At 33.3% G+C, this 21,506-nt stretch carries 26 protein-coding genes; 12 read left to right on the top strand and 14 right to left on the bottom strand.

What is annotated here, in order from left to right; genetic code table 11:
* Positions 1 to 8 precede the first annotated feature (8 nt).
* Positions 9 to 974 carry an OmpA family protein gene (locus JS605_RS02715; protein ID WP_203256140.1) on the top strand — a complete coding sequence of 322 codons (966 nt, stop codon included), beginning with the start codon at positions 9 to 11 and terminating at the stop codon, positions 972 to 974.
* Positions 975 to 1,087: 113 nt separating this feature from the next.
* Entirely contained in the window at positions 1,088 to 1,564 is a 477-nt protein-coding gene (locus tag JS605_RS02710; protein WP_317194106.1) for a very short patch repair endonuclease, read from the top strand.
* Here JS605_RS02710 and JS605_RS02705 read toward each other — a convergent pair.
* Positions 1,551 to 2,321 carry a hypothetical protein gene (locus tag JS605_RS02705; protein WP_203256138.1) on the bottom strand — a complete coding sequence of 257 codons (771 nt, stop codon included), beginning with the start codon at positions 2,319 to 2,321 and terminating at the stop codon, positions 1,551 to 1,553. The genes JS605_RS02710 and JS605_RS02705 overlap by 14 nt on opposite strands.
* Positions 2,318 to 2,962 (bottom strand): hypothetical protein, encoded by a 645-nt coding sequence (locus JS605_RS02700; protein WP_203256137.1) that lies wholly within the window; start codon positions 2,960 to 2,962, stop codon positions 2,318 to 2,320. The genes JS605_RS02705 and JS605_RS02700 overlap by 4 nt, the downstream gene beginning before the upstream one ends.
* Positions 2,963 to 2,990: 28 nt before the next feature.
* Between JS605_RS02700 and JS605_RS02695 the strand changes: the two genes are divergently transcribed.
* Entirely contained in the window at positions 2,991 to 3,251 is a 261-nt protein-coding gene (locus tag JS605_RS02695; protein ID WP_203256136.1) for a hypothetical protein, read from the top strand.
* 94 nt (positions 3,252 to 3,345) lie between these two features.
* Here JS605_RS02695 and JS605_RS02690 read toward each other — a convergent pair whose 3' ends face one another.
* Positions 3,346 to 3,615, bottom strand: coding sequence for a hypothetical protein (locus JS605_RS02690; RefSeq protein ID WP_203256135.1), 270 nt, complete (start codon positions 3,613 to 3,615; stop codon positions 3,346 to 3,348).
* A 95-nt stretch (positions 3,616 to 3,710) separates the two neighbouring features.
* On the opposite strand from JS605_RS02690, the gene JS605_RS02685 reads away from it, so the two are divergent.
* Positions 3,711 to 4,181 carry a DUF1569 domain-containing protein gene (locus JS605_RS02685; protein WP_203256134.1) on the top strand — a complete coding sequence of 157 codons (471 nt, stop codon included), beginning with the start codon at positions 3,711 to 3,713 and terminating at the stop codon, positions 4,179 to 4,181.
* A gap of 53 nt (positions 4,182 to 4,234) precedes the next feature.
* Here the strand turns inward: JS605_RS02685 and rpmA are convergent, their stop codons facing one another.
* The 4 genes from rpmA to JS605_RS02665 all read right to left on the bottom strand — a co-directional run bounded on the left by rpmA (position 4,235) and on the right by JS605_RS02665 (position 6,787).
* On the bottom strand, positions 4,235 to 4,495 hold the full coding sequence (gene rpmA, locus JS605_RS02680) for a 50S ribosomal protein L27 (protein WP_076698461.1): 261 nt from the start codon (positions 4,493 to 4,495) through the stop codon (positions 4,235 to 4,237).
* A 37-nt stretch (positions 4,496 to 4,532) separates the two neighbouring features.
* Entirely contained in the window at positions 4,533 to 5,201 is a 669-nt protein-coding gene (rplU, locus tag JS605_RS02675; RefSeq protein ID WP_203256133.1) for a 50S ribosomal protein L21, read from the bottom strand.
* A 97-nt stretch (positions 5,202 to 5,298) separates the two neighbouring features.
* On the bottom strand, positions 5,299 to 5,751 hold the full coding sequence (locus JS605_RS02670; RefSeq protein ID WP_203256132.1) for a DUF4199 domain-containing protein: 453 nt from the start codon (positions 5,749 to 5,751) through the stop codon (positions 5,299 to 5,301).
* Positions 5,752 to 5,911: 160 nt separating this feature from the next.
* Positions 5,912 to 6,787: a DMT family transporter gene (locus JS605_RS02665; protein WP_203256131.1), complete on the bottom strand. Its 876-nt coding sequence runs from the start codon at positions 6,785 to 6,787 to the stop codon at positions 5,912 to 5,914.
* 100 nt (positions 6,788 to 6,887) lie between these two features.
* Between JS605_RS02665 and JS605_RS02660 the strand changes: the two genes are divergently transcribed.
* Positions 6,888 to 7,274: a heavy-metal-associated domain-containing protein gene (locus JS605_RS02660; protein WP_203256130.1), complete on the top strand. Its 387-nt coding sequence runs from the start codon at positions 6,888 to 6,890 to the stop codon at positions 7,272 to 7,274.
* Between the two features lie 135 nt (positions 7,275 to 7,409).
* Here JS605_RS02660 and gldD read toward each other — a convergent pair whose 3' ends face one another.
* Genes gldD through JS605_RS02645 form a run of 3 tightly spaced genes read right to left on the bottom strand, consistent with a single transcriptional unit; the run spans position 7,410 to position 9,818 of the window.
* Positions 7,410 to 8,006, bottom strand: a complete 597-nt coding sequence (gldD, locus tag JS605_RS02655; RefSeq protein ID WP_203256129.1) for a gliding motility lipoprotein GldD — start codon at positions 8,004 to 8,006, stop codon at positions 7,410 to 7,412.
* Position 8,007: 1 nt separating this feature from the next.
* Positions 8,008 to 9,336: a gliding motility-associated protein GldE gene (locus tag JS605_RS02650; protein ID WP_203256128.1), complete on the bottom strand. Its 1,329-nt coding sequence runs from the start codon at positions 9,334 to 9,336 to the stop codon at positions 8,008 to 8,010.
* A gap of 26 nt (positions 9,337 to 9,362) precedes the next feature.
* Positions 9,363 to 9,818 carry a single-stranded DNA-binding protein gene (locus JS605_RS02645; RefSeq protein WP_203256127.1) on the bottom strand — a complete coding sequence of 152 codons (456 nt, stop codon included), beginning with the start codon at positions 9,816 to 9,818 and terminating at the stop codon, positions 9,363 to 9,365.
* A 336-nt stretch (positions 9,819 to 10,154) separates the two neighbouring features.
* Here JS605_RS02645 and JS605_RS02640 point away from each other — a divergent pair, with 336 nt between their 5' ends.
* Positions 10,155 to 10,592, top strand: coding sequence for a hypothetical protein (locus JS605_RS02640; RefSeq protein ID WP_203256126.1), 438 nt, complete (start codon positions 10,155 to 10,157; stop codon positions 10,590 to 10,592).
* A gap of 62 nt (positions 10,593 to 10,654) precedes the next feature.
* On the top strand, positions 10,655 to 10,798 hold the full coding sequence (locus tag JS605_RS02635; protein ID WP_203256125.1) for a hypothetical protein: 144 nt from the start codon (positions 10,655 to 10,657) through the stop codon (positions 10,796 to 10,798).
* A 24-nt stretch (positions 10,799 to 10,822) separates the two neighbouring features.
* On the opposite strand, the gene mutY is transcribed toward JS605_RS02635, so the two are convergent.
* Positions 10,823 to 11,863 carry an A/G-specific adenine glycosylase gene (mutY, locus tag JS605_RS02630; protein ID WP_203256124.1) on the bottom strand — a complete coding sequence of 347 codons (1,041 nt, stop codon included), beginning with the start codon at positions 11,861 to 11,863 and terminating at the stop codon, positions 10,823 to 10,825.
* A gap of 142 nt (positions 11,864 to 12,005) precedes the next feature.
* Between mutY and JS605_RS02625 the strand changes: the two genes are divergently transcribed.
* Complete coding sequence (locus JS605_RS02625) at positions 12,006 to 12,296, top strand: HU family DNA-binding protein (RefSeq protein ID WP_116039361.1); 291 nt, start codon at positions 12,006 to 12,008, stop codon at positions 12,294 to 12,296.
* 399 nt (positions 12,297 to 12,695) lie between these two features.
* Entirely contained in the window at positions 12,696 to 14,240 is a 1,545-nt protein-coding gene (locus JS605_RS02620; RefSeq protein WP_203256123.1) for an Rne/Rng family ribonuclease, read from the top strand.
* 234 nt (positions 14,241 to 14,474) lie between these two features.
* Here JS605_RS02620 and JS605_RS02615 read toward each other — a convergent pair whose 3' ends face one another.
* The 3 genes from JS605_RS02615 to ahcY form a co-directional block, all read right to left on the bottom strand.
* Entirely contained in the window at positions 14,475 to 15,572 is a 1,098-nt protein-coding gene (locus JS605_RS02615) for an RES domain-containing protein (protein ID WP_203256122.1), read from the bottom strand.
* 21 nt (positions 15,573 to 15,593) lie between these two features.
* Positions 15,594 to 16,631, bottom strand: coding sequence for an NADP(H)-dependent aldo-keto reductase (locus JS605_RS02610; protein ID WP_203256121.1), 1,038 nt, complete (start codon positions 16,629 to 16,631; stop codon positions 15,594 to 15,596).
* Between the two features lie 337 nt (positions 16,632 to 16,968).
* On the bottom strand, positions 16,969 to 18,285 hold the full coding sequence (ahcY, locus tag JS605_RS02605; protein WP_203256120.1) for an adenosylhomocysteinase: 1,317 nt from the start codon (positions 18,283 to 18,285) through the stop codon (positions 16,969 to 16,971).
* A gap of 131 nt (positions 18,286 to 18,416) precedes the next feature.
* Between ahcY and JS605_RS02600 the strand changes: the two genes are divergently transcribed.
* The 3 genes from JS605_RS02600 to JS605_RS02590 all read left to right on the top strand — a co-directional run bounded on the left by JS605_RS02600 (position 18,417) and on the right by JS605_RS02590 (position 21,506).
* Positions 18,417 to 19,043, top strand: a complete 627-nt coding sequence (locus JS605_RS02600; RefSeq protein WP_203256119.1) for a 4'-phosphopantetheinyl transferase family protein — start codon at positions 18,417 to 18,419, stop codon at positions 19,041 to 19,043.
* Positions 19,043 to 19,768, top strand: coding sequence for a geranylgeranylglyceryl/heptaprenylglyceryl phosphate synthase (locus JS605_RS02595; protein ID WP_203256118.1), 726 nt, complete (start codon positions 19,043 to 19,045; stop codon positions 19,766 to 19,768). The genes JS605_RS02600 and JS605_RS02595 overlap by 1 nt, the downstream gene beginning before the upstream one ends.
* A gap of 190 nt (positions 19,769 to 19,958) precedes the next feature.
* A complete protein-coding gene (locus JS605_RS02590) occupies positions 19,959 to 21,506 on the top strand; it encodes a DUF4301 family protein (RefSeq protein WP_203256117.1) in 1,548 nt (515 codons plus the stop codon).

Here is a 21,506-nt window from a genome sequence, read left to right as displayed (position 1 = left end):
TAACCCAAATGAAAATTAAGTATAGTTTGTTAATAGCTGTAGCATTAGTAATGAGTGTTACCTCATGCGTATCTCCTAAAGTGTACAAGGATTTAGAAAGTAAATATGCTACCTTAAAGCAAGAAAACAGAAAATTGAATAAAGAAAATGAAGCTTTACTGGCGGATAAAACTAAGGTAGAAAACGAGCTTGATAAATTAAAGATGGCTTATAATGAAGCCATTGCAGAGCGTGATCAATTACGAAGTGATTATGCAGCAACCAAATCTAATTTAGATAATTTAAAGGCATCTTACGCTGCTTTAGAAAAGAACAGCTCTGCAGCCATTGCTAAAAACTCTCAAAAAAACAGAGAGCTTTTAGCACAGTTAGAAGCTAAAGAACAAGCTTTAGCAGCAGAAAACGAACGCTTAGAAAAGTTGAAAAAAGCCTTAGAGGAGCGTTCCAACCGCATTGCTGAATTAGAAAACGTTATTGCCACGAAAGACGCGGCAATGACGCAGCTTAAAAATGCCATCTCAAGAGCCCTAACCGATTTTGAGGGCAAAGGATTAACCGTTGAGCAGCGAGGAGGCAAAGTATATGTGTCTATGGAAAACAAACTCTTATTCCAATCAGGAAGTTGGGCAGTAAATACAGATGGAAAAACGGCAGTAAGAAGCCTTGGTAACGTTTTAGCCGAAAATCCTGATATTGCTGTTTTAATAGAAGGCCACACAGATAATGTACCTTATTCTGGTAACGGTGCTTTAACCAGTAACTGGGATTTATCAACTAAACGTGCTACAGCAATTGTAAATATTTTAAGAGAAAATGCAGCTATAAACCCTGAAAATTTAACAGCAGCAGGAAGGGGAGAGTATGCACCCATAGCCACAAACACAACCGAAGAAGGGAAAGCAAAAAACAGACGTATTGAAGTGATACTAACACCTAAGCTAGATGAGTTATCACGATTGCTTAATGAGCAATAATTTTTTGAGTTATATAGGGTTCTGGGTATGGTTTAATGGACTGCTAATATAGCAACGTCAAAATTTTATTGCTTTTCTCAAAACCATAGATTATTTGTATTTTTAGTATTGCTGTGTCTTATGATGAACCTAAAATAAAAGTACCAAGATTTAACGAGGCATCTGGTTTTTACACTACCCGAAAGCGCTCTAAAATTATGAGCAAAATACGAGGTAAAAATACCAAACCAGAATTGCGGTTTCGTAAGGCGTTATGGAAAGCGGGCGTTCGTTACCGTGTAAACAACAAATCTATTCCGGGAACACCAGATGTAAGTATTAAAAAATATAGATTAGCAGTTTTTATTGATGGCGAGTTTTGGCATGGTTACAATTGGGATGAGCGTAAGCATAAATTAAAATGTAATCGAGAGTTTTGGATTCCTAAAATAGAACGTAATATGCAGCGCGACAGAGAGGTTAATCAACAATTAAGCGATATGGGCTTTACTGTATTTAGGTTTTGGGCAAACGAGATTAAGAATGATTTAAAAACGTGTTTAAATGATGTATTGGTATATTTAGATATAGGAGATGTCAATATCCAGTAACCAATAAACGTTTAGCACCTTTAATGCCGCACTTTTGATAATAATTATAGGCTTCTGCAGCACGATTTTTTACTTCTAAATCAGTTTCGTCTTTTACCCAACCATCCAATGCCCATTTTAGAGTGTAAGCTTCGGGCGACATTAATCCTGTTGACCATACCAAGGGATTCGCCTTTGTTAGTGTAAGGTAAGGTTTAAAATAGTCTTTACTCACACAAGCCAAAATAATAGCATCTCGGTTTTTGTCATCAATTGGCTCAAAATTGCCAGTAATATCAAATTCCATTAAACCATCGTGACCAATGTAAGTTAGTAAATTAGCATTGCCTCCAAACTTCAAGTTTTTATTACCTTTTTTAATAGTAATAGGATTTCGCCCTGCTGTGGCTTCCAGAAAATCTTTTGTAGTTTGTTTAATATACTTGCCATCGTATGCATCAGCAAGTAAATAGGTGTTTGTTGTAGTATGTTTAAATAGAATACGCTCTAGTATATGGGTTTCTGGGTTCTCTGTTGAAGATACCAATGTCCAGTCTTTACTTCTTTTAAAGTAACTTTTAACGCCATACATGGCTCCCCAATATAAATTGTTTTTAGGGTCTTGCCCGTTTCCTAGTTTAGCAGGTACAGGAACTATACCTTGGTTAACGTTATCGCATAGTGCTACAAAAACATGAATAGTTTGAGTTTTAGAATTTGTTTGACTAAAGTTTAAATTGAAAAAACATAAAAAACTTATTAATACAAGTTGTTTCATTGTGTGTTTGGTATTTCCAGATGAGTGTTTAAAATCCATTTTTTTATTAAATCCCTATTTGTTGATATTTCAGCAAACACATAAAATTTAGACCTAAAACAAGGTGATATTTCTGCCAATTCAATCATTACTTTATCATCATAATAACTTGAATGTAAAAAATAGAGTTCCTTATCTTTAAGTAGTATATAGCCCACATGATTGTCTAAGCCTACAAAATACATACCATCAGAGTATGCCTCATTCAGTTTTAGTTTTAAAGTGTTAAAAGATACATTAGAAAATAGCTTTAGTTGATTTTTAGCTTGTAGAGTCTGTGCTTCTATTAAACCTGCTTGCTGTGCCATTTTATATCTATTCACATTAAAACCTAAGTGTTTTAGGGTTGTTGATACAAAATAACCGCAAGCAATATCGCCTTGGTTAGGAATATTGGTATGCCCGTTAAAATCCCATGTTGTCCCGTACCAGTGTGGCACTAAATGATTTATGAGTTGATTATATATGAAGCGGGAAGCGCTATCTATAGCTTTTGTGGAATCGATGTTGTAAAGTGATTTAAAATGGACTCTCTTTTTCAGGATGTCTGCTTTTAAGGTATTGTAATTACCTCTTTTTTTAAAATTGATATTTAATTTCAAACTATCAATTATTGGATACCTTTCTTTAATGATTTCAGCTTTTAAAATATTACTTTTAGCTATAGTAGGAGCGCTTTCTTTAGAATGTTTGCATCCAAAACATAGCATAAAGATGACTATAAGAGGTAATACTTTGATAATAGAAAAGCGTTTGGTTTATAACTATAACTCAAACGCTTTGTACTATATTGTTGAAGGTAAAAATTTATATTTTAATCAAAAAGAATTCCCGTATGCTTGCATCGGGGTTTCTGTTGAAATTGTCATTCCCGTGAATACGGGAATCTAAAATACAGAATTTCGATTTTTGGCTTAAAGGCAAAATGAAACCAGTGAAATACCCCTGTGGCTTGCCCTAGGGATGGTTGGTTTCAAGAAATTCTTTATTCCACTAAATCCTCCTCAAAATACCACCACAAACTGGAATCAATTGATTTTTTCATGCTACATACATCCACATTATCTTTAAAGAATATTGTTAAATGTTCTCCAACACGGTTGCGTTCTACGCTTTTTCTAATTTCAACCGTATCTACTTCGTTAAAATGCTCTAAATGTTTTTTTATTCTAGTGTCTAAGGATTCGTCACCAAGAAAAATTTTAATTGTAGGTTGCGTTGGGGAATTTCTAATTTCTGATCTAAAGGGAAGCATAAGCATTAATTTTTAAGGTAAAACATCTCTAACATTACAAATGCAATACTTTAAAGTTACTAAAATATTTTGAAATTATATGTTTACATTTAGGTATGTCTAACACAAATATTAGAAAATTACAGATACAATTATCACAAATTGAAGCTTTTATACCTCATTTTAGAGCTGTAAACACATCAGTTTCTAAAGTTTCAGTAGGATGGCAATTAGCCCATAGTTTAAAAGTTATTAATGGTGTTTTTAAAACCATGGCTAATTCTAATCCAAAACATTACAAACGTAATTTCAACTTAAGCCGCATCATTCTTTTTAGTTTAAACTATATTCCTAGAGGAAAAGCAAAATCGCCTGAAATTGCATTGCCACCAAATACTATTTTAAAGGAAGATTTAGAAAAACAATTACATACAGCAAAATGTCTCGTAGAAGGTATAGCTACTCTAGATGAAGCGCATCATTTTAAACATTTTATTTTTGGTACATTGTCTAAAAAACAAACACTTCGCTTTTTAAGATTGCATACACATCATCATCTAAAGATTGCAGGGGATATATTAAAATAAAAAACCCTTTCTGTACACAGAAAGGGTTTTTAAAACTTTTTAAGAATAGCTTCTTAAGCTTCAAAAGGCTCTATAGAAACATAAGACTTATTGTCTTTTTTCTTTGTGAATTTTACAATACCATCAACTTTGGCATGTAATGTATGATCTTTAGAAGAATACACATTCTCTCCTGGATGGTGCGTGTTTCCTCTTTGTCTTACGATAATGTTACCAGCAATTGCTGCTTGACCACCAAAAATCTTAACACCTAAGCGTTTCGATTCTGATTCTCTACCGTTTTTCGAACTTCCGACTCCTTTTTTATGTGCCATTTTATTTCGATTTTATATTTTAAACTTGATGCTAAGCTTATGCTTTACCACCGTCTAGCTCGTCTTGCCATTTTTTAAGTTCGTCCCACTTACCTTCAGCAGCTAATTTAGCTTGTGCAGGCCAAGTATCAGTAACATGGTTACCACGAACATTTGCAATGATTTCTGAAATTGCTTCTGGCTTAGCTTTGGCTAACTCAGCAAAAGTAGCGATACCAGCTTCAGCTAATGTTGAAGCGATTTTAGGACCTATACCTTCAATTTTCTTTAAATCATCTGCTTTTTCCTTTTTAGGAGCTGCCTCAGCTTTTGGTGCTGCAGCTTTCGCTTCTACTTTTGGCTCAGCTTTTTTAGCTTCTTTCTTAGGGGCAGCCTTTTTAGCTGGCTTAGCTCCTGAAGCTACAATACTTTCAATTATAATTTCAGTTAAAGATTGACGGTGCCCATTTTTAACACGGTAACCTTTTCTTCTTTTCTTCTTGAAAACTATAACCTTATCTCCTTTAAGGTGTTTAACGACTTTTGCTCCTACTTGAGCGCCGTTTATAGCTGGGGCGCCTACAGTTACCTTGTTACCATCTCCAATTAAAAGAACGTTATCGAAAGATATTGTCGCACCTTCTTCTGATTGTAAACGATTAACAAAAACTTTTTGGTCTTTTTCAACTTTAAATTGATGCCCTGCTATCTCTACAACTGCGTACATAGCGTAACGTTTTTATTAATTAATTTAAATATTATAAACTCAAGAATATTCTTAAGCGGGTGCAAATATAATTCTAATTAATTAATCTACAAACGTTTTACTTACTTTCAACGTAATTATTGCTCTTTTTAAAAAGTTGCATCACTGTAAGTGCTGATACAAGGGATGTAGAAAACCCCATGATGGCAACTATAAACACAATAAGCCCTATGTGCGATTTAAAGCCCCAATTCATACTTTCTAACAAACTGGGTAAAAAATCTGCATTAATTTCGGTAGCGTACAAAAGGAAAAAAAATGTAAATACTATGGTGGCAACTGCCCCCGTTACTATACCAGTTTTAAAGCCTTCGCCGTAAGAGAATGTAGAAGGGTATTGAAGTTTACTAATTTTAATGGCTTCATAAATGCCTAAGAGTGTAATTGCTGCATTAACCAAACTAAAAGCAGGGTTTGTATGCTTGTTAAAAAGTGAAAGCACCAAGAAATAAGCAATTAACACAGCACTAGTTACTAGGCCAAAACGAATGGGAAGGATTAAATTTTTCATAAAAAGTTAAATTTTTAGTTGTTCTAAAATTGAGATGCACCAGTAAATAGAAAATGTTACTGTTCAAAATAGATTGGTTTGTTTAACTTTTTCAAATCACTTAAAGTTCGTGAAAAAAAACGACTTTTAATAATTTACAGTCAAATAAATGTATAAGTTATTATTTGCGCTTATGGGCTAAATACACGCCAATTAAGATAATTAAAGTAGCTATGGCTTGTAAAAATCCAAAGTGCTCACCATCTAAAATACCCCAAAACACAGCAATAATTGTCATTAAATAAGTTACGGAAGAAGCAAATACGGGTGTGGCAATATGTACTAGCTTATTAAAAATTACTTTGGCTATTGCAGTGCCAAATAAGGATAGTAACAGCATATAAAACAATGCTGGCTTTAAACTTGGAGCAGATAAAACGTCTGCTTTAAAAAACCCAGAGCAAATTAAAATTACAAGAGCAGGTATCAGGATAACTGCAAAATTACCAACAGCAATCGTGAGTGCATTTACATGTTGCAGATATCTTTTTAAAATATTTACACTGGCAGCATACATAAAGGTAGCGATTATTATAAGTATAACATACAGGTAATTTTGATCTGGGTTTATAGAAGCCCCATTTAAAACCAAAAGTAATGTACCTATTAACCCTATAAATACACCTAAAACTTGCCGTTTAGTAGATGTTATCTTAAAAATAAAAAACCCTAATATGATAGTATTTAAGGGTACTAATGAATTTAGTATGGAAGCAATGGAACTATCAATTTCAGTTTCAGCAAATGCAAATAAAAAAGCTGGAAAAAATGTGCCTAAAAGCCCAGTTAAAATAACCCATTTCCATTCCTTTAATTTTATGTGCTGCACACGTTTAAAACCAACAATAAATAAGAAAAATGACGTAAAAATGATTCGAATAGCGCCTAGTTGTACTGGTGTTAGGCCAATTAACCCTTTTTTTATAAGAATAAAAGAACTGCCCCAGATAATGGAAAGTACTATTAAATATACCCATTTTAGGGAATTTACATTCATAACAAGCGATACTTATTTTTTAAAACACAAAAATCAAGTTTTTAAGGCAATAAATGGCATTAATTAGTAATTTTGTAACATAATTTAAAAACTTAATGTGATGAACATCTCAAAATATATTTATGGAGCCCTTTTAGTTGCTTTTTTAGTGGTAAGCTGTAAAAATGAAAAGCAACCTGAAGTAAAGACTGTGGATGTGGATACGGCTTCAGAAAAAACATTAGACCCTAACGCCACCTATGCTAAAGCCGAATTTACAGTTAAGGGTATGACTTGCGCCGTAGGTTGTGCAGCTACCATTGAAAAGAAAATTGCTAAGATGGAAGGTGTAAAATTTGCTAAGGTTGATTTTGAAAAAGAATTGGCTATGGTAGAATACGATGAAGCAAAAGTAAGCCCAACTGCTCTAGAAAGTACGGTAACCAGTGTTGCAGATATCTACAAGGTTGTTGATATGAAAAATGTTGATGCATTTTCCAACGAATAGTTAAAAAAACAAAGTCCTCAGATTTAAATAATTAAGTGTTGATAAATTGAAGCTTCTCAGAGATGGGAAGCTTTTTTATTGAGTTAGTTCTGAAGAGTTATTATCTAATTCAATCTTTTCAATAGAGGTAAACCCCTAGTTACTTTGCCATTGTATACTTTCCATAATACGCTGAATGTCTTTTTTCAAGTAGTTAGCGGCTGGTAAGATAGAATCGTAATTGGGTTTGGTTTTAAAATACAATGAACCTGTTAAAAAATGTTTTGTACTATCAGTTACGTAAAACTGCACAGGCGATGCTGCATTACCTTTTACTTCAGATAACATACCATATACCTTATTTTGATAGTTCTCGTAAGGGTAACGTGGTATCTCATCTGCTTTTTTTGTGTGTTCTAGCGTTAATTTTTGTGCGTCTCTCAAGTAATCGTATAAGTTTTGCTCATTATTTTCTATGGCCTTATACGTTAAAAAAATAGTTGCTTTTAAAGCGGTATATTCCAAATTTACACCGTAGCTTTTTGTAGTGCTTTTAAGTGGCTTAACCTTCACATCATCAATTAAACTACTTAGTTCAAAAGCCAAGGGTATTTCAGGTAATTTTTGCATGTTATATGATGTTTTAGGATAATCCAATCTTAAATATGCTTTAGGTTTTGGAATGTAATCTTCATCCCCGCAAGAAGAGAGTATTAAAGTAAAAATGAATATAAGTACAGCTCTAAATTTCATATTAGTTAATGGTAACTTTTACACGTTTTATTCTTTTTTTATCCATGGCTTCAATAGTAAAAACGTAATCCCTGAAAAATATTTTAGACTGCAACTTAGGAAAGCTACCTGAAATTTCTAAAACAAAACCAGCAATGGTTTCTGCCTCCCCTTTTTCATCTTCAAAAATAGTATCGTCTTCAAGCTTAATTACTTTGTAAAAATCCTTCAGAGCAGTTTTACCTTCAAATACATAGTTTTTGTCATCTAGTTTAGAATAGTTTATGTCTTCATCATCAAACTCATCGCTTATATCGCCAACAATTTCTTCTATAATATCCTCCAGAGAAATTAAACCAGAAGTGCCACCATATTCGTCAACAACAACTGCCAAGTGTACTTTTTTCTCTTGAAATTCTGCCATTAAATCATCAAGTTTTTTATTCTCAGGAACAAAAAACGGCTCTCTAAGTAAACTTGTCCAATCAAATTGTTTTCTTTCAATATACGGTAGTAAATCTTTTATATATAGAATGCCTTTAATTTGGTCTATGTTTTCCTCATAAACAGGGATTCTCGAATAGCCTTGCTTTGTAATTTCGGGGATGATCTCCGCATATTTTTGCTCAATATTTAGGGCGAAAATATCTATACGAGGACGCATTACCTGTTTAGTGTCGGTGTTTCCAAAAGATACAATGCCTTGTAAAATTTTCTTTTCTTCTTTTGAGGTGTCTCCATGATCTGTCAACTCTAAAGCTTGCGATAACTGATCGACACTTAAGTTGGACTTTTGTTTCCCCAATCGTTTATGGATACCCAAAGTTGTACTGCGCATTGGTAAGCTAATAGGAGACAATAACACATCTAATACTTTTAAAGGATATGCCATGATACTAGCAAACTTTAGATTGTTTCTACTAGCGTATATTTTGGGTAAAATCTCTCCAAAAAGTAATATTAAAAATGTGATTACTATTACTTTAATAAAGAATACCAAATCTGCCTTAAAAAAATAAAAATCAATTTCAGCGGTAATATCCCTAAACATAAAATCTCCAAGATAATCGAATAACAGTACTACAGCAATATTGATAAAGTTATTGGCTACCAGAATAGTAGCGAGCAACTTTTTAGGGCGTTCTAATAACTGTAAAATAATTTTAAACGGTTTGCTTTCTGTTTCTGTGTGCTTATCTATATCAGTTCTTGAAAGAGAAAACAGTGCGACTTCAGCTCCCGAAATTAAAGCAGAACAGCATAAAAGCACGAATAGCAATATAAAACCAGAGACAATTGAAAAATCAATTGTTAACATTAAAAATAATAAACTCGGGGGTTCAGGATCCAAGGACTTTGGTTTTAGTTATACTTGAATTAAAAAGGAAGATCGTCGTTATCATCTGTTGATGGGTTACTAGATGTAGATTCGTTTCCTGTAGTATTTGCAGTGGGTACAGGATTACTATTAGCAGCCGCATTCATTTCGCTGTCCTTTTTGGTGCTTAAAAACGTAAAATCAATACATTGTATTTCGGTAGAATACCTGTCGTTACCTTTGTCGTCAGTCCATTTTCTTGTTTTTATACGGCCTTCAATATAAACTTTATCGCCTTTGCTTAAATATTTTTCACAAATTTCTGCGCCTTTATTGCGCACTACAATATTATGCCACTCCGTATTGGTAATACGCTCATTGGTTTGTTTGCTCATGTAGGTCTCGCTCGTAGCTAATGGGAATCGTCCAACACAACCACCACCTTCAAAATAATGCATCTTCACATCATCACCTAAATTCCCAATCAACATTACTTTATTTAACGAACCAGCCATAATTTTAAATTTTTAGAGAATGCAAAAATAGACATTCAAACTTCATAGTTCTAAAATTAATAAAAAAATAAGAATATTCTAATATGTATTTGTTTTTTGGGCGTTCCCTTGTGGGGCAGGCTTTCCGCTATATCTTTTTCTCGTGCCTCAAAAAAGGATGCCGCTGCAATCCCTAACGCGGACCTATTTGCTAGCTATTTAAAAAAAGATGAACGTTTTTTACTTTCTGCACAAGCCTAAAATTAAAGCTAATTTTGAACTAAAGATTTGTTTATATTTGATGATGAACGCAATTGTGTTAATTACGTTGTGGTAAAATAGTTATCAAATTATTAGATGAGACAATTATTAATTCTAACTTTTTTATTAATTCTAAGTATAAATTCATATGCAGATGCTGGATTAGCTTTTAGATATAAAATAGAATTACAAAATGGAAATGAAAAAATAAGGGGTTATGTTTATCATTATACATATTCAGATGGTTTTAAAAGTGACAAAGAATCATTTTTGAATTATTTTTCCAGAGAATTCCATAATACACCTTACATATACACAGAAGTTCATAGTTTGAATTTATCTGAAAGTTTTGAATTAGACTTTTTTCTACCAAGAAATAGAATAAAGTTTAGTCCCGAAAAAATAATAGATGTAAAATTGTTTGAAAAAAAACAATTTGGAGTTGGAGACAAGATTTTATTAATTGAAAATGAAAGAGTTTATAATTTAATTGGGGTAAAAAATTCCAAGAAGAAGGAATCGATTATAGAATAGCTGAAAATTGTAATATCTCTATTGTTGATTTTAGTATGAAAGCAGATCTTAAAAAAATAAAGATGAATTTGAATTCTTTAATTGAAAAACATTATGACAGCGAATTAGAATCTGTTAACGAAGAGTTTTTTAAAGCCTTTAATGAATTGAAGGAAAAGATGTATATCGATAATGTGCTAATTTTTAAATACTGTTCTGCATTATAAATGAACGTATTGCAAAAAACTTAGCTAAAAGCCCCCAAACCCCTCAATAAACTTTCCAATCAAAATAGGTACAGGATATTCAGTTATCTTTTCAAAAGGAATTCCATTTTCAACAGTATCCATAGTAATAGTCCAAAAGGTAGTATTTAAATGTTGATGTGACAATTTATGTACTTTGGGTACATTATTATATTGGTGCAATTCAAAAGCTTTATTTTTTAAATTTGGCTGTTTTTTAACCAATTTCAAAAACGCATCATATTCAAGATGCTGTTCTGTTTCAATTAAAGGAAACTGATATAGGTTTTGCCAAATGCCTTTGCCTTCTCGTTTTTCCAAAATGGTTTGTTTGTCTTCAGACAGAAATACTAAAAAATTAAAATAGCGTTGCTTTACTTTTAGCTTTTTTAACTTTACGGGTAGGGTATCAATCATTCCTTTGTTATATGCTACACATGTATCTTGAAACGGACAAAACATGCAATCGGGGTTTTTAGGACGGCATTGTGTAGCACCAAATTCCATTATGGCTTGGTTAAACGTAGCAGGATCTTTTTTAGGGATTAGTTCTTGAGCTAAAGCTTTAAATGCTTTAATGCCAGCAGTAGAATTTATAGGAGTGTTAATTCCAAAATAACGAGATAGCACACGGTACACATTACCATCTACCACAGCAGCTGGTTCATCAAAACAAATTGATGCAATGGCACTTGCTGTATAATCGCCAACACCTTTTAATTGTAAAAGACCTTTATAAGTATTGGGAAATTCGCCGTTAAGTTCATCAACAATATACTTGGCAGTAAAATGTAAGTTTCTTGCACGGGAGTAATAACCAAGTCCCTGCCATAGTTTTAGTACTTCGCTCTCTTCAGCTTTAGCAAGGTCGAAAACAGTAGGGAATTGAGATACAAAAGCTTCGTAATATGGTAACCCTTGCTTAACTTGTGTTTGCTGTAAAATAATCTCTGAAAGCCAAATAAAATATGGATCTTTAGTTTTTCGCCAAGGTAAATTCCTCTTATTATCTGAATACCAGTTGATTAAAATATTTGAAAACGACATGCTTTTATTTTCTACCAAGTGCTAAAATAAACGTTTATAATCTTAAATTTTAGTGAATTAGGTTTGATTTATTGAATTTTAAATGCATATATTTGCATCCCTTTATAAAATTTATAAACCCAAATATTAAAAAGACTGAAAAATGACAAAGGCTGATTTAGTAGCAAAGATTTCTGAGAAGCTAGGAATTGAAAAAGGAGATGTACAAGCAACTGTAGAATCTTTCATGGAAGAAGTAAAAACATCTTTAGAAAGTGGTGACAATGTGTATTTAAGAGGTTTTGGAAGTTTCATAATTAAAACGAGAGCAGAAAAAACTGGAAGAAACATTTCTAAAAATACTACTATAAAAATACCAGCTCACAACATACCAGCATTTAAGCCTGCAAAAGTTTTTGTTGAGGGTGTTAAAACTAACGTAGAAGTTAAGTAAAAAGCATTTAAAATAAATCATTAATTTAAAAGACACTATTTATGCCAAGTGGTAAAAAACGCAAGAGACATAAGGTAGCGACGCATAAGCGAAAAAAACGTAGACGCGCTAACCGTCACAAAAAGAAAAAATAAATAGAAAAGTAGTTAGACAACTACTTTTTTTATTTAAAAACACAACAAAGTTCTTTGAAATGAGTTCAACATTTTTTTAGCATCTAACAGATGTATTTGAACTCCACGGATTAAAATCCTGTGAAATACCTTAGAAATATTTAGAAACGAATTGTTCTAAATAACATTAAGGTATTCGACCTGACAGATTAAAAAATGTTATCTATCAGGTCATAAAAAATAAAGTTTAATCCATTTCGCCAATGGCGAAATTAAAATTAACACAATGGATAAAGAATTGATTATTCGATCTAATTCAGAAGCTGTTGATTTTGCCTTATTAAAAGATGGAAAACTTATTGAATTACAAAAGGATGAAGATGACAACAATTTTTCGGTTGGCGACGTGTTTATTGCCAAAATACGAAAAACTGTTCCAGGACTAAATGCAGCATTTGTAAATGTAGGCTATGATAAAGATGCATTTTTACACTATCATGATTTAGGTCCTAAATTGCCTTCTCTTTTAAAATTCACAAAACGTGTAAGCACAGGTAAACTAAAAGATTTTTCTTTAAAAAACTTCCCATTTGAAAAGGATATTGAGAAAGATGGCAAAATAGCCGACGTCTTAAAATCCAATCAATCGCTATTAGTACAAGTAGTAAAAGAACCAATATCTACAAAAGGCCCAAGAATAACATCAGAGTTGTCTATAGCCGGTAGATATATTGTTTTAATGCCTTTTTCCAATCGCATCTCTATTTCACAGAAAATAGACTCTCGCGAAGAAAAAGATCGTTTAAAACGTTTGGTAAAAAGTATCACACCGCAAGGTTTTGGTATTATTGTTCGTACTGTAGCACAAGGCAAAAAAGTAGCCGAATTAGACAAAGATTTACAAAATTTGCTCCAGCGATGGAATGCAATGTGTAAAAAACTGTACAAAGCCCATCATCCCAGTAAAGTATTAGGAGAAATGAATAAAGCCTCGTCTATTCTACGAGACATATTTAACGACACCTTTACAGGAATAACAGTTGATGACGAAACATTGTACTACCAAATTAAAGAGTATTTGCAAGAAATTGCACCAAAGAAAGAATCAATAGTAAAACTGTATCAAAATCGTGTCCCTATTTTCGAAAAGTTCGGGATAGAGCGACAGATAAAAACCTCATTTGGAAAAACCGTTTCCATGACAAAAGGTGCCTATTTGGTGATAGAACATACCGAAGCCCTTCATGTTATAGATGTAAACAGCGGTAACAGATCTAATAAATCGAACAACCAAGAGGAAACTGCTTTAGAAGTTAATTTAATTTCAGCTACTGAAATTGCACGCCAATTGCGCTTACGCGATATGGGTGGTATTATAGTGGTGGATTTTATTGACATGACTAAAACCGAAAACAGGCAGAAGCTCTTTAACCATCTTCGAGAAGAAATGAAGGACGACAGAGCAAAACACAAAATACTGCCACCAAGTAAATTTGGTTTGATACAAATAACAAGACAACGCACGCGCCCAGAAATGAATATAAAAACCCGAGAGGAAAACCCCAACGGTTTAAATGGCGCAGAGGTTGAAGCACCAATAAGTATAGTGCAAAAAATTAACCAAGATCTTGAAAGACTATTTAAAAAAGACTATAAGAAGGTGACCTTAAACACACATCCTTTTATAGCAGCCTTTTTAACCAAAGGCTTTCCATCTGTACGTTCTAAATGGTTTTTAGAACACAAAAAATGGGTTAAAGTTTTACCCCGAGATGCTTACACATATCTAGAGTACCATTTTTTCGATAAAGATGGTAATCAAATTAAATAATTAAAAAACCCGCTACTTTTAAAGTTTGCGGGTTTTTTGTTTTTTGGCGTTCCCCTCGATGATACTTTAGAAAGTTTCATGAAACTTTAGTTCTCGGGTCGGGCCTGCCTGCCATTAGGCAGGCTTTCACTACTCAATCCCTCCTGTGTCGGGGATTTAAAACATGCCGTTCAATCCCTAACGTGGAAATATTACGTTCATAAATTTAAGTAATATGCATTTTAAGTTAACTTTTTAAGAACTAATCCGTTTAGACGGTAAGAATGAAAGTTGTCTCTCTATATTACCAAAAACAGAACTACTATAAGGATATTTTGTTCCCTTAATCAGTTCCAAATATTCCATTTTCTTATCAATTTTTTCATTCTCTTTATCTGAATACAAATATGTCTGCCCTCCAGTAGCTAGTTCTATGCTTTGCCATGAAACAACTTCTGTGGCTTCAAAGATATTTGTTAATTGAGGGCATAGTCCCTCAGTCAAATTTTCTTTAACAGGTAAAACAATATTGTAGAGTTCACCTTTAAAACTCAAAGGGCTGTGTTGGATGTGAGTCGACCAATATCTAATTCCATCTATTTCTTTTTCTTGCCTTGTCCATTGCAGCAATAGCTGGGGAATAACATACTCTGGCTTAAAAACTTCGTCTGGATGTTTAACCTTAATCGTGCAAGCAAAAATTAATGGCCATGTCATTAAATACTTATAGTATTCAATATCGTTGATATTAGAATTTAAGTAAGGTGGTGCTAAATCAATAAACTTTATCTTTTCAATAGACTCTAAACGAACAACATGAAAATCGCTCAAATTTGGTCTATTCAATTCTTCCCAGCAGACATAAGCAGTTCTACCAAGGTATAAAGAAGGAAAACCAGGGATACTGAATCTTTGTGTAGAAACCTTACCTCTCAAATCAAATGGTATATGAAAAAAATTTTTCGAATTATAGCTTGAATTCCCCTTTGTAATTCTAATTCTATAAAAATCCTCACCCAAAGAGTATTCCCCAATTTTGAGTAGTCCCCTATACCTTTTTAACCTTTGATCTATAGCTTTTTTTAACCTATTATAAGCTTTTGCTGGATTTCCATCATAGTAATATGCAATAGTTTCTTTTAAGCCTTCAACCAAATCTGTTTGATTTAAATTGATCCCTCTATTAGTTGATTTATGCTTCTTAAAGTCTATAGTGGAGACATCCAACAATGATATCAAATCTAAATATTCATCCAATCTAGAATTAAAATAGTCTCTAAAACTTCCACTATATGAATTATCCTCGTTTAGATTTAAAGACTTTGAACGAATAACTTCTTCAAATTTCTTCATGAATTGAATTCTTCTTAGTTATCAAGGCGCAGGATTAGGAATAGCACCATGCACATCATTTATTTGCGATAGGATATCTTCACTTAAATCTATAGTAATACTATCAATATTCTCTTTAAGTTGTTTCATAGTGGTGGCACCTATGATATTTGCAGTTACAAATGGGCGTAGGTTTACAAATGCCAATGCCATTTGTGCTAGTGTTAATCCGTTGTTCTCTGCAATTTCTAAATAACGTTTAGTGGCTTCTGTAGATTGCGTACCACTGTATCTTGCAAAGTTTGGAAACAATTTTAAACGTGCATTGTCTGCTACGTTGCCTGTGATATACTTTCCTGAAAGTACACCAAATGCCATTGGTGAGTATGCTAATAGCCCAATATTTTCTCTTAAAGATACCTCTGCCAAATCCCCTTCAAAAGTTCTGCATAACATAGAGTAAGGGTTTTGTATAGTAATAGGCCTTGGCAAATTATTACTCTTGCTTTCTTCTAGATAGCGCATGGTGCCCCAAGCTTTTTCATTAGATAAGCCTATGTGCCTAATTTTCCCAGCTTTAACCTGCTCGTTTAAAGTTTCCAATACGGTTTTAAAATTATCTTCCCAAGCATCACTAGGGTTGTGCTTATAGTCTCTTACCCCAAATGTGTTTGTTTCGCGCTCTGGCCAATGCAATTGGTAGAGGTCTATATAATCTGTTTGTAAACGTTTTAACTCAGCATCTACCGCTTCTTTTATAGACTGCGGACTAAACCCTGTTTTGCGGATATGCGCTGTGTAATCTCCAGGACCAGCAATTTTTGTCGCTAATACTACCTTGTCCCTAAACCCAGTTTTCTTAAGCCATGTGCCTATAATCTCACTGGTTTTTCCCTGGGTTTCTGGGGTTGCCGGTACGGGATATAATTCTGCCGTATCAATAAAGTTTACACCTTTATCAAAAGCATAGTCAAGTTGCTCGTGGCCTTCAGCTTCTGTATTTTGGTTACCCCAGGTCATAGACCCCAAGCATATTTTACTAACTTTTATATCGGTATGTGGTAGTGTTGTGTATTTCATAGTAACTATTGTCATTCCTGCGAAGGCAGGAATCTTGTTGTTTAATATATGTGTCTTATGTGGATTCCTACCTAAGTAAGGAATGATAATTCTTTAGGCAAACAAAGATAAAAAACAGCTACCTCTATTTTAGATTTTAACGATTTTTTATACATTAAGGAATGAATGCTTTGTCTGTGCTGAGCACAAGTTTTATATCGGGGTTCCCGACCCAACAGCAGTGACAGGTAAAATTTTTATACTCACGAGTTCATTAATTTAAAGTAGATGTCAATAAAAAAATCCCAAACATTACTGCTTGGGATTTCTAAATATCTAGTAATCTAATAAATCTATATTAGTATCTGTAATACTCAGGCTTAAAAGGCCCTTCAACTTTTACACCAATATATTCAGCCTGCTCTTCTCTAAGTTCGGTAAGCTCAACACCAATTTTAGCTAAGTGTAGTTTTGCTACTTTTTCATCTAAATGCTTTGGTAACATGTATACATCATTTTCGTACTTGTCACTATTGTTCCAAAGTTCAATTTGAGCTAATGTTTGATTAGTGAATGAGTTACTCATTACAAAACTTGGATGCCCAGTTGCACAACCAAGATTTACTAATCTGCCTTCAGCAAGAATGATGATATCCTTTCCGTTCACGGTATATTTATCAACTTGAGGCTTAATGGTGTTTTTTGTATGTCCATGGTTTTCGTTTAACCAAGCCATATCAATTTCATTATCAAAATGTCCAATATTACACACAATAGCTTTGTCTTTTAAAGCTTTAAAATGTTGTGCTTGAACAATGTCTTTGTTCCCAGTAGTAGTAATTACTATATCTGCTACAGGGGCAACAGTTTCCAGTTTTTTAACTTCAAAACCATCCATTGCAGCTTGTAATGCACAAATAGGATCAATTTCAGTAACAGTTACAATACTTCCTGCACCTCTAAATGATGCTGCAGTACCTTTACCAACATCGCCATAACCACAAACTACCACACGTTTCCCAGCAAGCATTACATCAGTAGCGCGACGTATAGCATCAACAGCACTTTCTTTACAGCCGTACTTGTTATCGAATTTAGATTTCGTAACAGAATCATTTACATTTATAGCTGGTAATGGTAATGTGCTGTTTTTTACACGTTCATATAATCTATGTACACCAGTTGTGGTTTCTTCACTCAAGCCTTTAATTCCTGGAACTAGTTCTGGGTATTTATCTAAAACCATATTGGTTAAATCACCACCATCATCTAAAATCATATTAAGAGGCTGTCTATCTTCTCCAAAAAATAAGGTTTGCTCAATACACCAATCAAACTCTTCTTCGGTCATGTCTTTCCAAGCGTATACAGCAGTGCCTGCAGCGGCAATAGCGGCAGCAGCTTGATCCTGTGTTGAAAAGATATTACAAGAACTCCAAGTAACTTCTGCACCCAGTGCTTGTAGTGTTTCAATTAAAACAGCAGTCTGTATAGTCATGTGTAAACAACCAGCAATTCTTGCCCCTTTTAAAGGCTGGGAATCTTTATATTCTTCACGAAGACTCATTAAGCCTGGCATTTCTGCCTCTGCTAATTCTATTTCTTTTCTACCCCAATCTGCTAAAGTGATGTCTTTTACTTTGTTTGCAACGTAAGGAATTGTTTTTGTGCTCATAGTAACTTTTTTCTTTTATTTTAAACCTAAAGTTGATTGGGATTGGCCTATAATTTGGTTAAATTCGCCTACCCAATTATGTAACTCGTCTTAGGCGTTGCAAAGATAACTATTAAGTTTTAGAATACTAAATGCCACTTTACAAAACTATTAGTCCAAATTCACAAACTACTGTTAAAATCTGGAAGATTACCGAGTCTTTTGATGCGCTGATGGCACGTGTAAATTTAAAACCCAATTCCCTTGAGCGTGTTTTAGGGATGAAAAGTGAATTGCACCAAAGGGGATTTTTAAGTGTAAGATGGTTGTTGCAAGAATTTGGGTATTCTGATAAAGATTTGTTTTATGATGAATTTGGGAAACCACACCTAACAGATGGTAAGCAAATTTCTATAACACATTCCTTTAATTTTTCTGCGGTTATTATTAGCGATTTTATTGTAGGGATAGATGTGGAGAAACAACGCGATAAAATTTCGATAATAGCTCATAAGTTTGTGGATTATGAGTTTTCCTATTTAAAAGAAGTAGATGAAGATTATATCAAAAAATTAACCATAATTTGGTGTGTAAAAGAATCGTTATACAAGTTGTTTTGCACACCTGGATTAAGTTTTAAAGCGCATTGTCTTGTCATTCCATTTAATATTACTGATGCTGAAACAGTTGCTTGGATTGATTATAATAGTGTTAAAAAGCGATATAATATTGAGTTTCTTGAGTTTGAAGGTTTTACCTGTGCTTACGCTATTGCATAATGAATGTTTACCAAAATATATTAAAGGCTAAAGAAAAAGGAGAACAATTATTTGCTGTGTTAATTGATCCAGATAAATTTGAATTGAAAAATACTGGAGGTTTCATTGAAAAAGTAAATAACTCTATTGCTACCCATATTTTTGTTGGTGGCAGTATAGTAGATGCAGATGCTACTGAGGCTTTGGTTCATAAAATAAAAACATTTACCGATTTACCGATTATTTTATTTCCAGGAGATGTTACTCAAATCACTAATTCGGCGAATGCCTTGTTGTTTTTGTCGTTATTGTCTGGGAGAAATGCTGATTATTTAATAGGAAAGCATGTTGAGGCAGTTTCTAAATTGAGAGAGACTACTCTAGAAGTAATACCTACGGGATATATATTAATTGATGGAGGTGTAAAAACAGCGGTATCCAGAGTAACTCAAACAGAAGCTATATCAAGAGAGAATTTGCAAACTATTGTTGATACTGCAAAGGCAGGGCAGTTATTAGGAATGCAATTGATGTATTTAGAAGCTGGAAGTGGAGCAAGTTACCCCATTCCAAAGGAAATTATTAAAAGAGTAAAAAAAGAGGTAAAGATCCCTTTAATTGTTGGAGGTGGTATTAAAACTAAAACGCAGTTGAACGATGCTTTTGCGGCAGGAGCAGATCTGGTTGTTGTTGGCACTGCTTTTGAGGAAGATGAATCGTTTTTAAACACATTGTCAAAGCGATGATATTTTAAAGAGGACTATTGTATTTTTTTAGTTTTAAAAGAACAATGTGATATAGAAAACGCTTTCAGTTTACATTTTTAACTTATATTAACCACCCTGTTGGAGAAGTTGTTGTTAAAAAAAATAAACCAACAATATAAAAGCAATATTTAGTGCTTTTAAAGATGAATTAATAAGACAAAACTACGTGATGTTTACGAATAAAGACATAAAACAAATTGAAGATAAAGGGATTTCTATCGATCAAGTAAATGCTCAGGTTGAGCGTTTAAAAAACGGAATGACACATTCTAATTTGTTGTCTGCAGCAACGATTGGACGTGGGATTCATGCTTATGATAGCGAACAAACTAATGATTTTATAGACTTTTATTTAAAAGAAAAAGAAGGATTAGATATTGTGAAGTTTGTACCAGCCTCAGGGGCAGCAACACGTATGTTTAAGTTTTTATTTCAATTTTTAAAGCGTTTTAATCCATCTAGAGATAGTATAAAAAAATATCTTGAAAAATATGGGGATGATTTAATTGAGACATTTACATCGCGATTGGGGGAATTCCCTTTTTATGATGAGGTAATGCATTGCATAAAAGCACAAGTTCCAAATTATTCAGATTTAAGTAATGAGGAAAGGTATTTGCAGTTTGTAAATATGATGCTTAGTGAAGATCAATTAAACTACAGCTTTTTCCCTAAGGGGTTATTGCCATTTCATAAGTATAATGGTAAGTATGTCACTGCTTTTGAGGAGCATCTGTTCGAATCCTCTTTGTACGCATCTTCAAAGAAAAAGGCTGCACTTCACTTTACTGTTTCAGAAAAGCACCAACCTTATTTTAAGAAGGAATTGGAAAAGGTAAAGTCTAAATTAGAGGGAGCACTAGAAGTAGCTTTTCATGTCTCATTTTCATACCAAAAAGAAGCTACAGAGACTTTGGCATTAACTAAAGATGAAAAAGTTTTTAGAAATGAAGATGGCTCAATTTTATTCAGACCTGGAGGACATGGTGCATTATTAGAAAACTTAAACGATCTTGATAGTGATGTTATTTTTATAAAAAATATAGATAACATCATTGTAAGACAAAAGAATGAAGTTGATGCGAAATACAAAAAACTACTTGCGGGTGTTTTATTACACAAGCAAAAGCAAGTTTTTGAATACTTACATCAACTTGATGGAGGAGAGATTAATGAAGCAGATATTACTGCTATGGCTTATTTTTTAAGAAAGCAACTAAATATAGATGTTAATCCAGATTTTGGAAGTTTTAGTTTTGAGCGGAAGGTAAGCTATTTACGTGAAAAGCTAAATCGTCCTATAAGAGTTTGCGGAATGGTTAAAAATGAAGGAGAGCCTGGAGGTGGTCCATTTTGGGTAGAACATAAAAATGGTGAGATTTCTTTACAGATAGTAGAGTTTGCTCAGATAGATTTCACAAAACGTCAACAGCAATCCATTGTTTACAAAGCAACTCATTTTAATCCTACTGATTTGGTTTGTGGTGTGAAAAATTATAAAGGAGAAAAGTTTAATTTACTAGATTACGTAGATCCTGAAGCCGCTTTTATTACCATGAAAACACAAAATGGGATAGATATACAAGCACTTGAACTTCCAGGATTATGGAATGGGAGTATGGCACATTGGAATTCCATCTTTGTTGAAGTTCCTGTAGAAACGTTCAATCCTGTAAAAACTGTGAATGATTTACTAAAACCAGCACACCAAAATTAA

Source organism: Hyunsoonleella ulvae, from assembly GCF_016827605.1.
Classification (GTDB): Bacteria; Bacteroidota; Bacteroidia; order Flavobacteriales; family Flavobacteriaceae; genus Jejuia; species Jejuia ulvae.
This window is presented reverse-complemented; position numbering and strand designations above follow the sequence as displayed.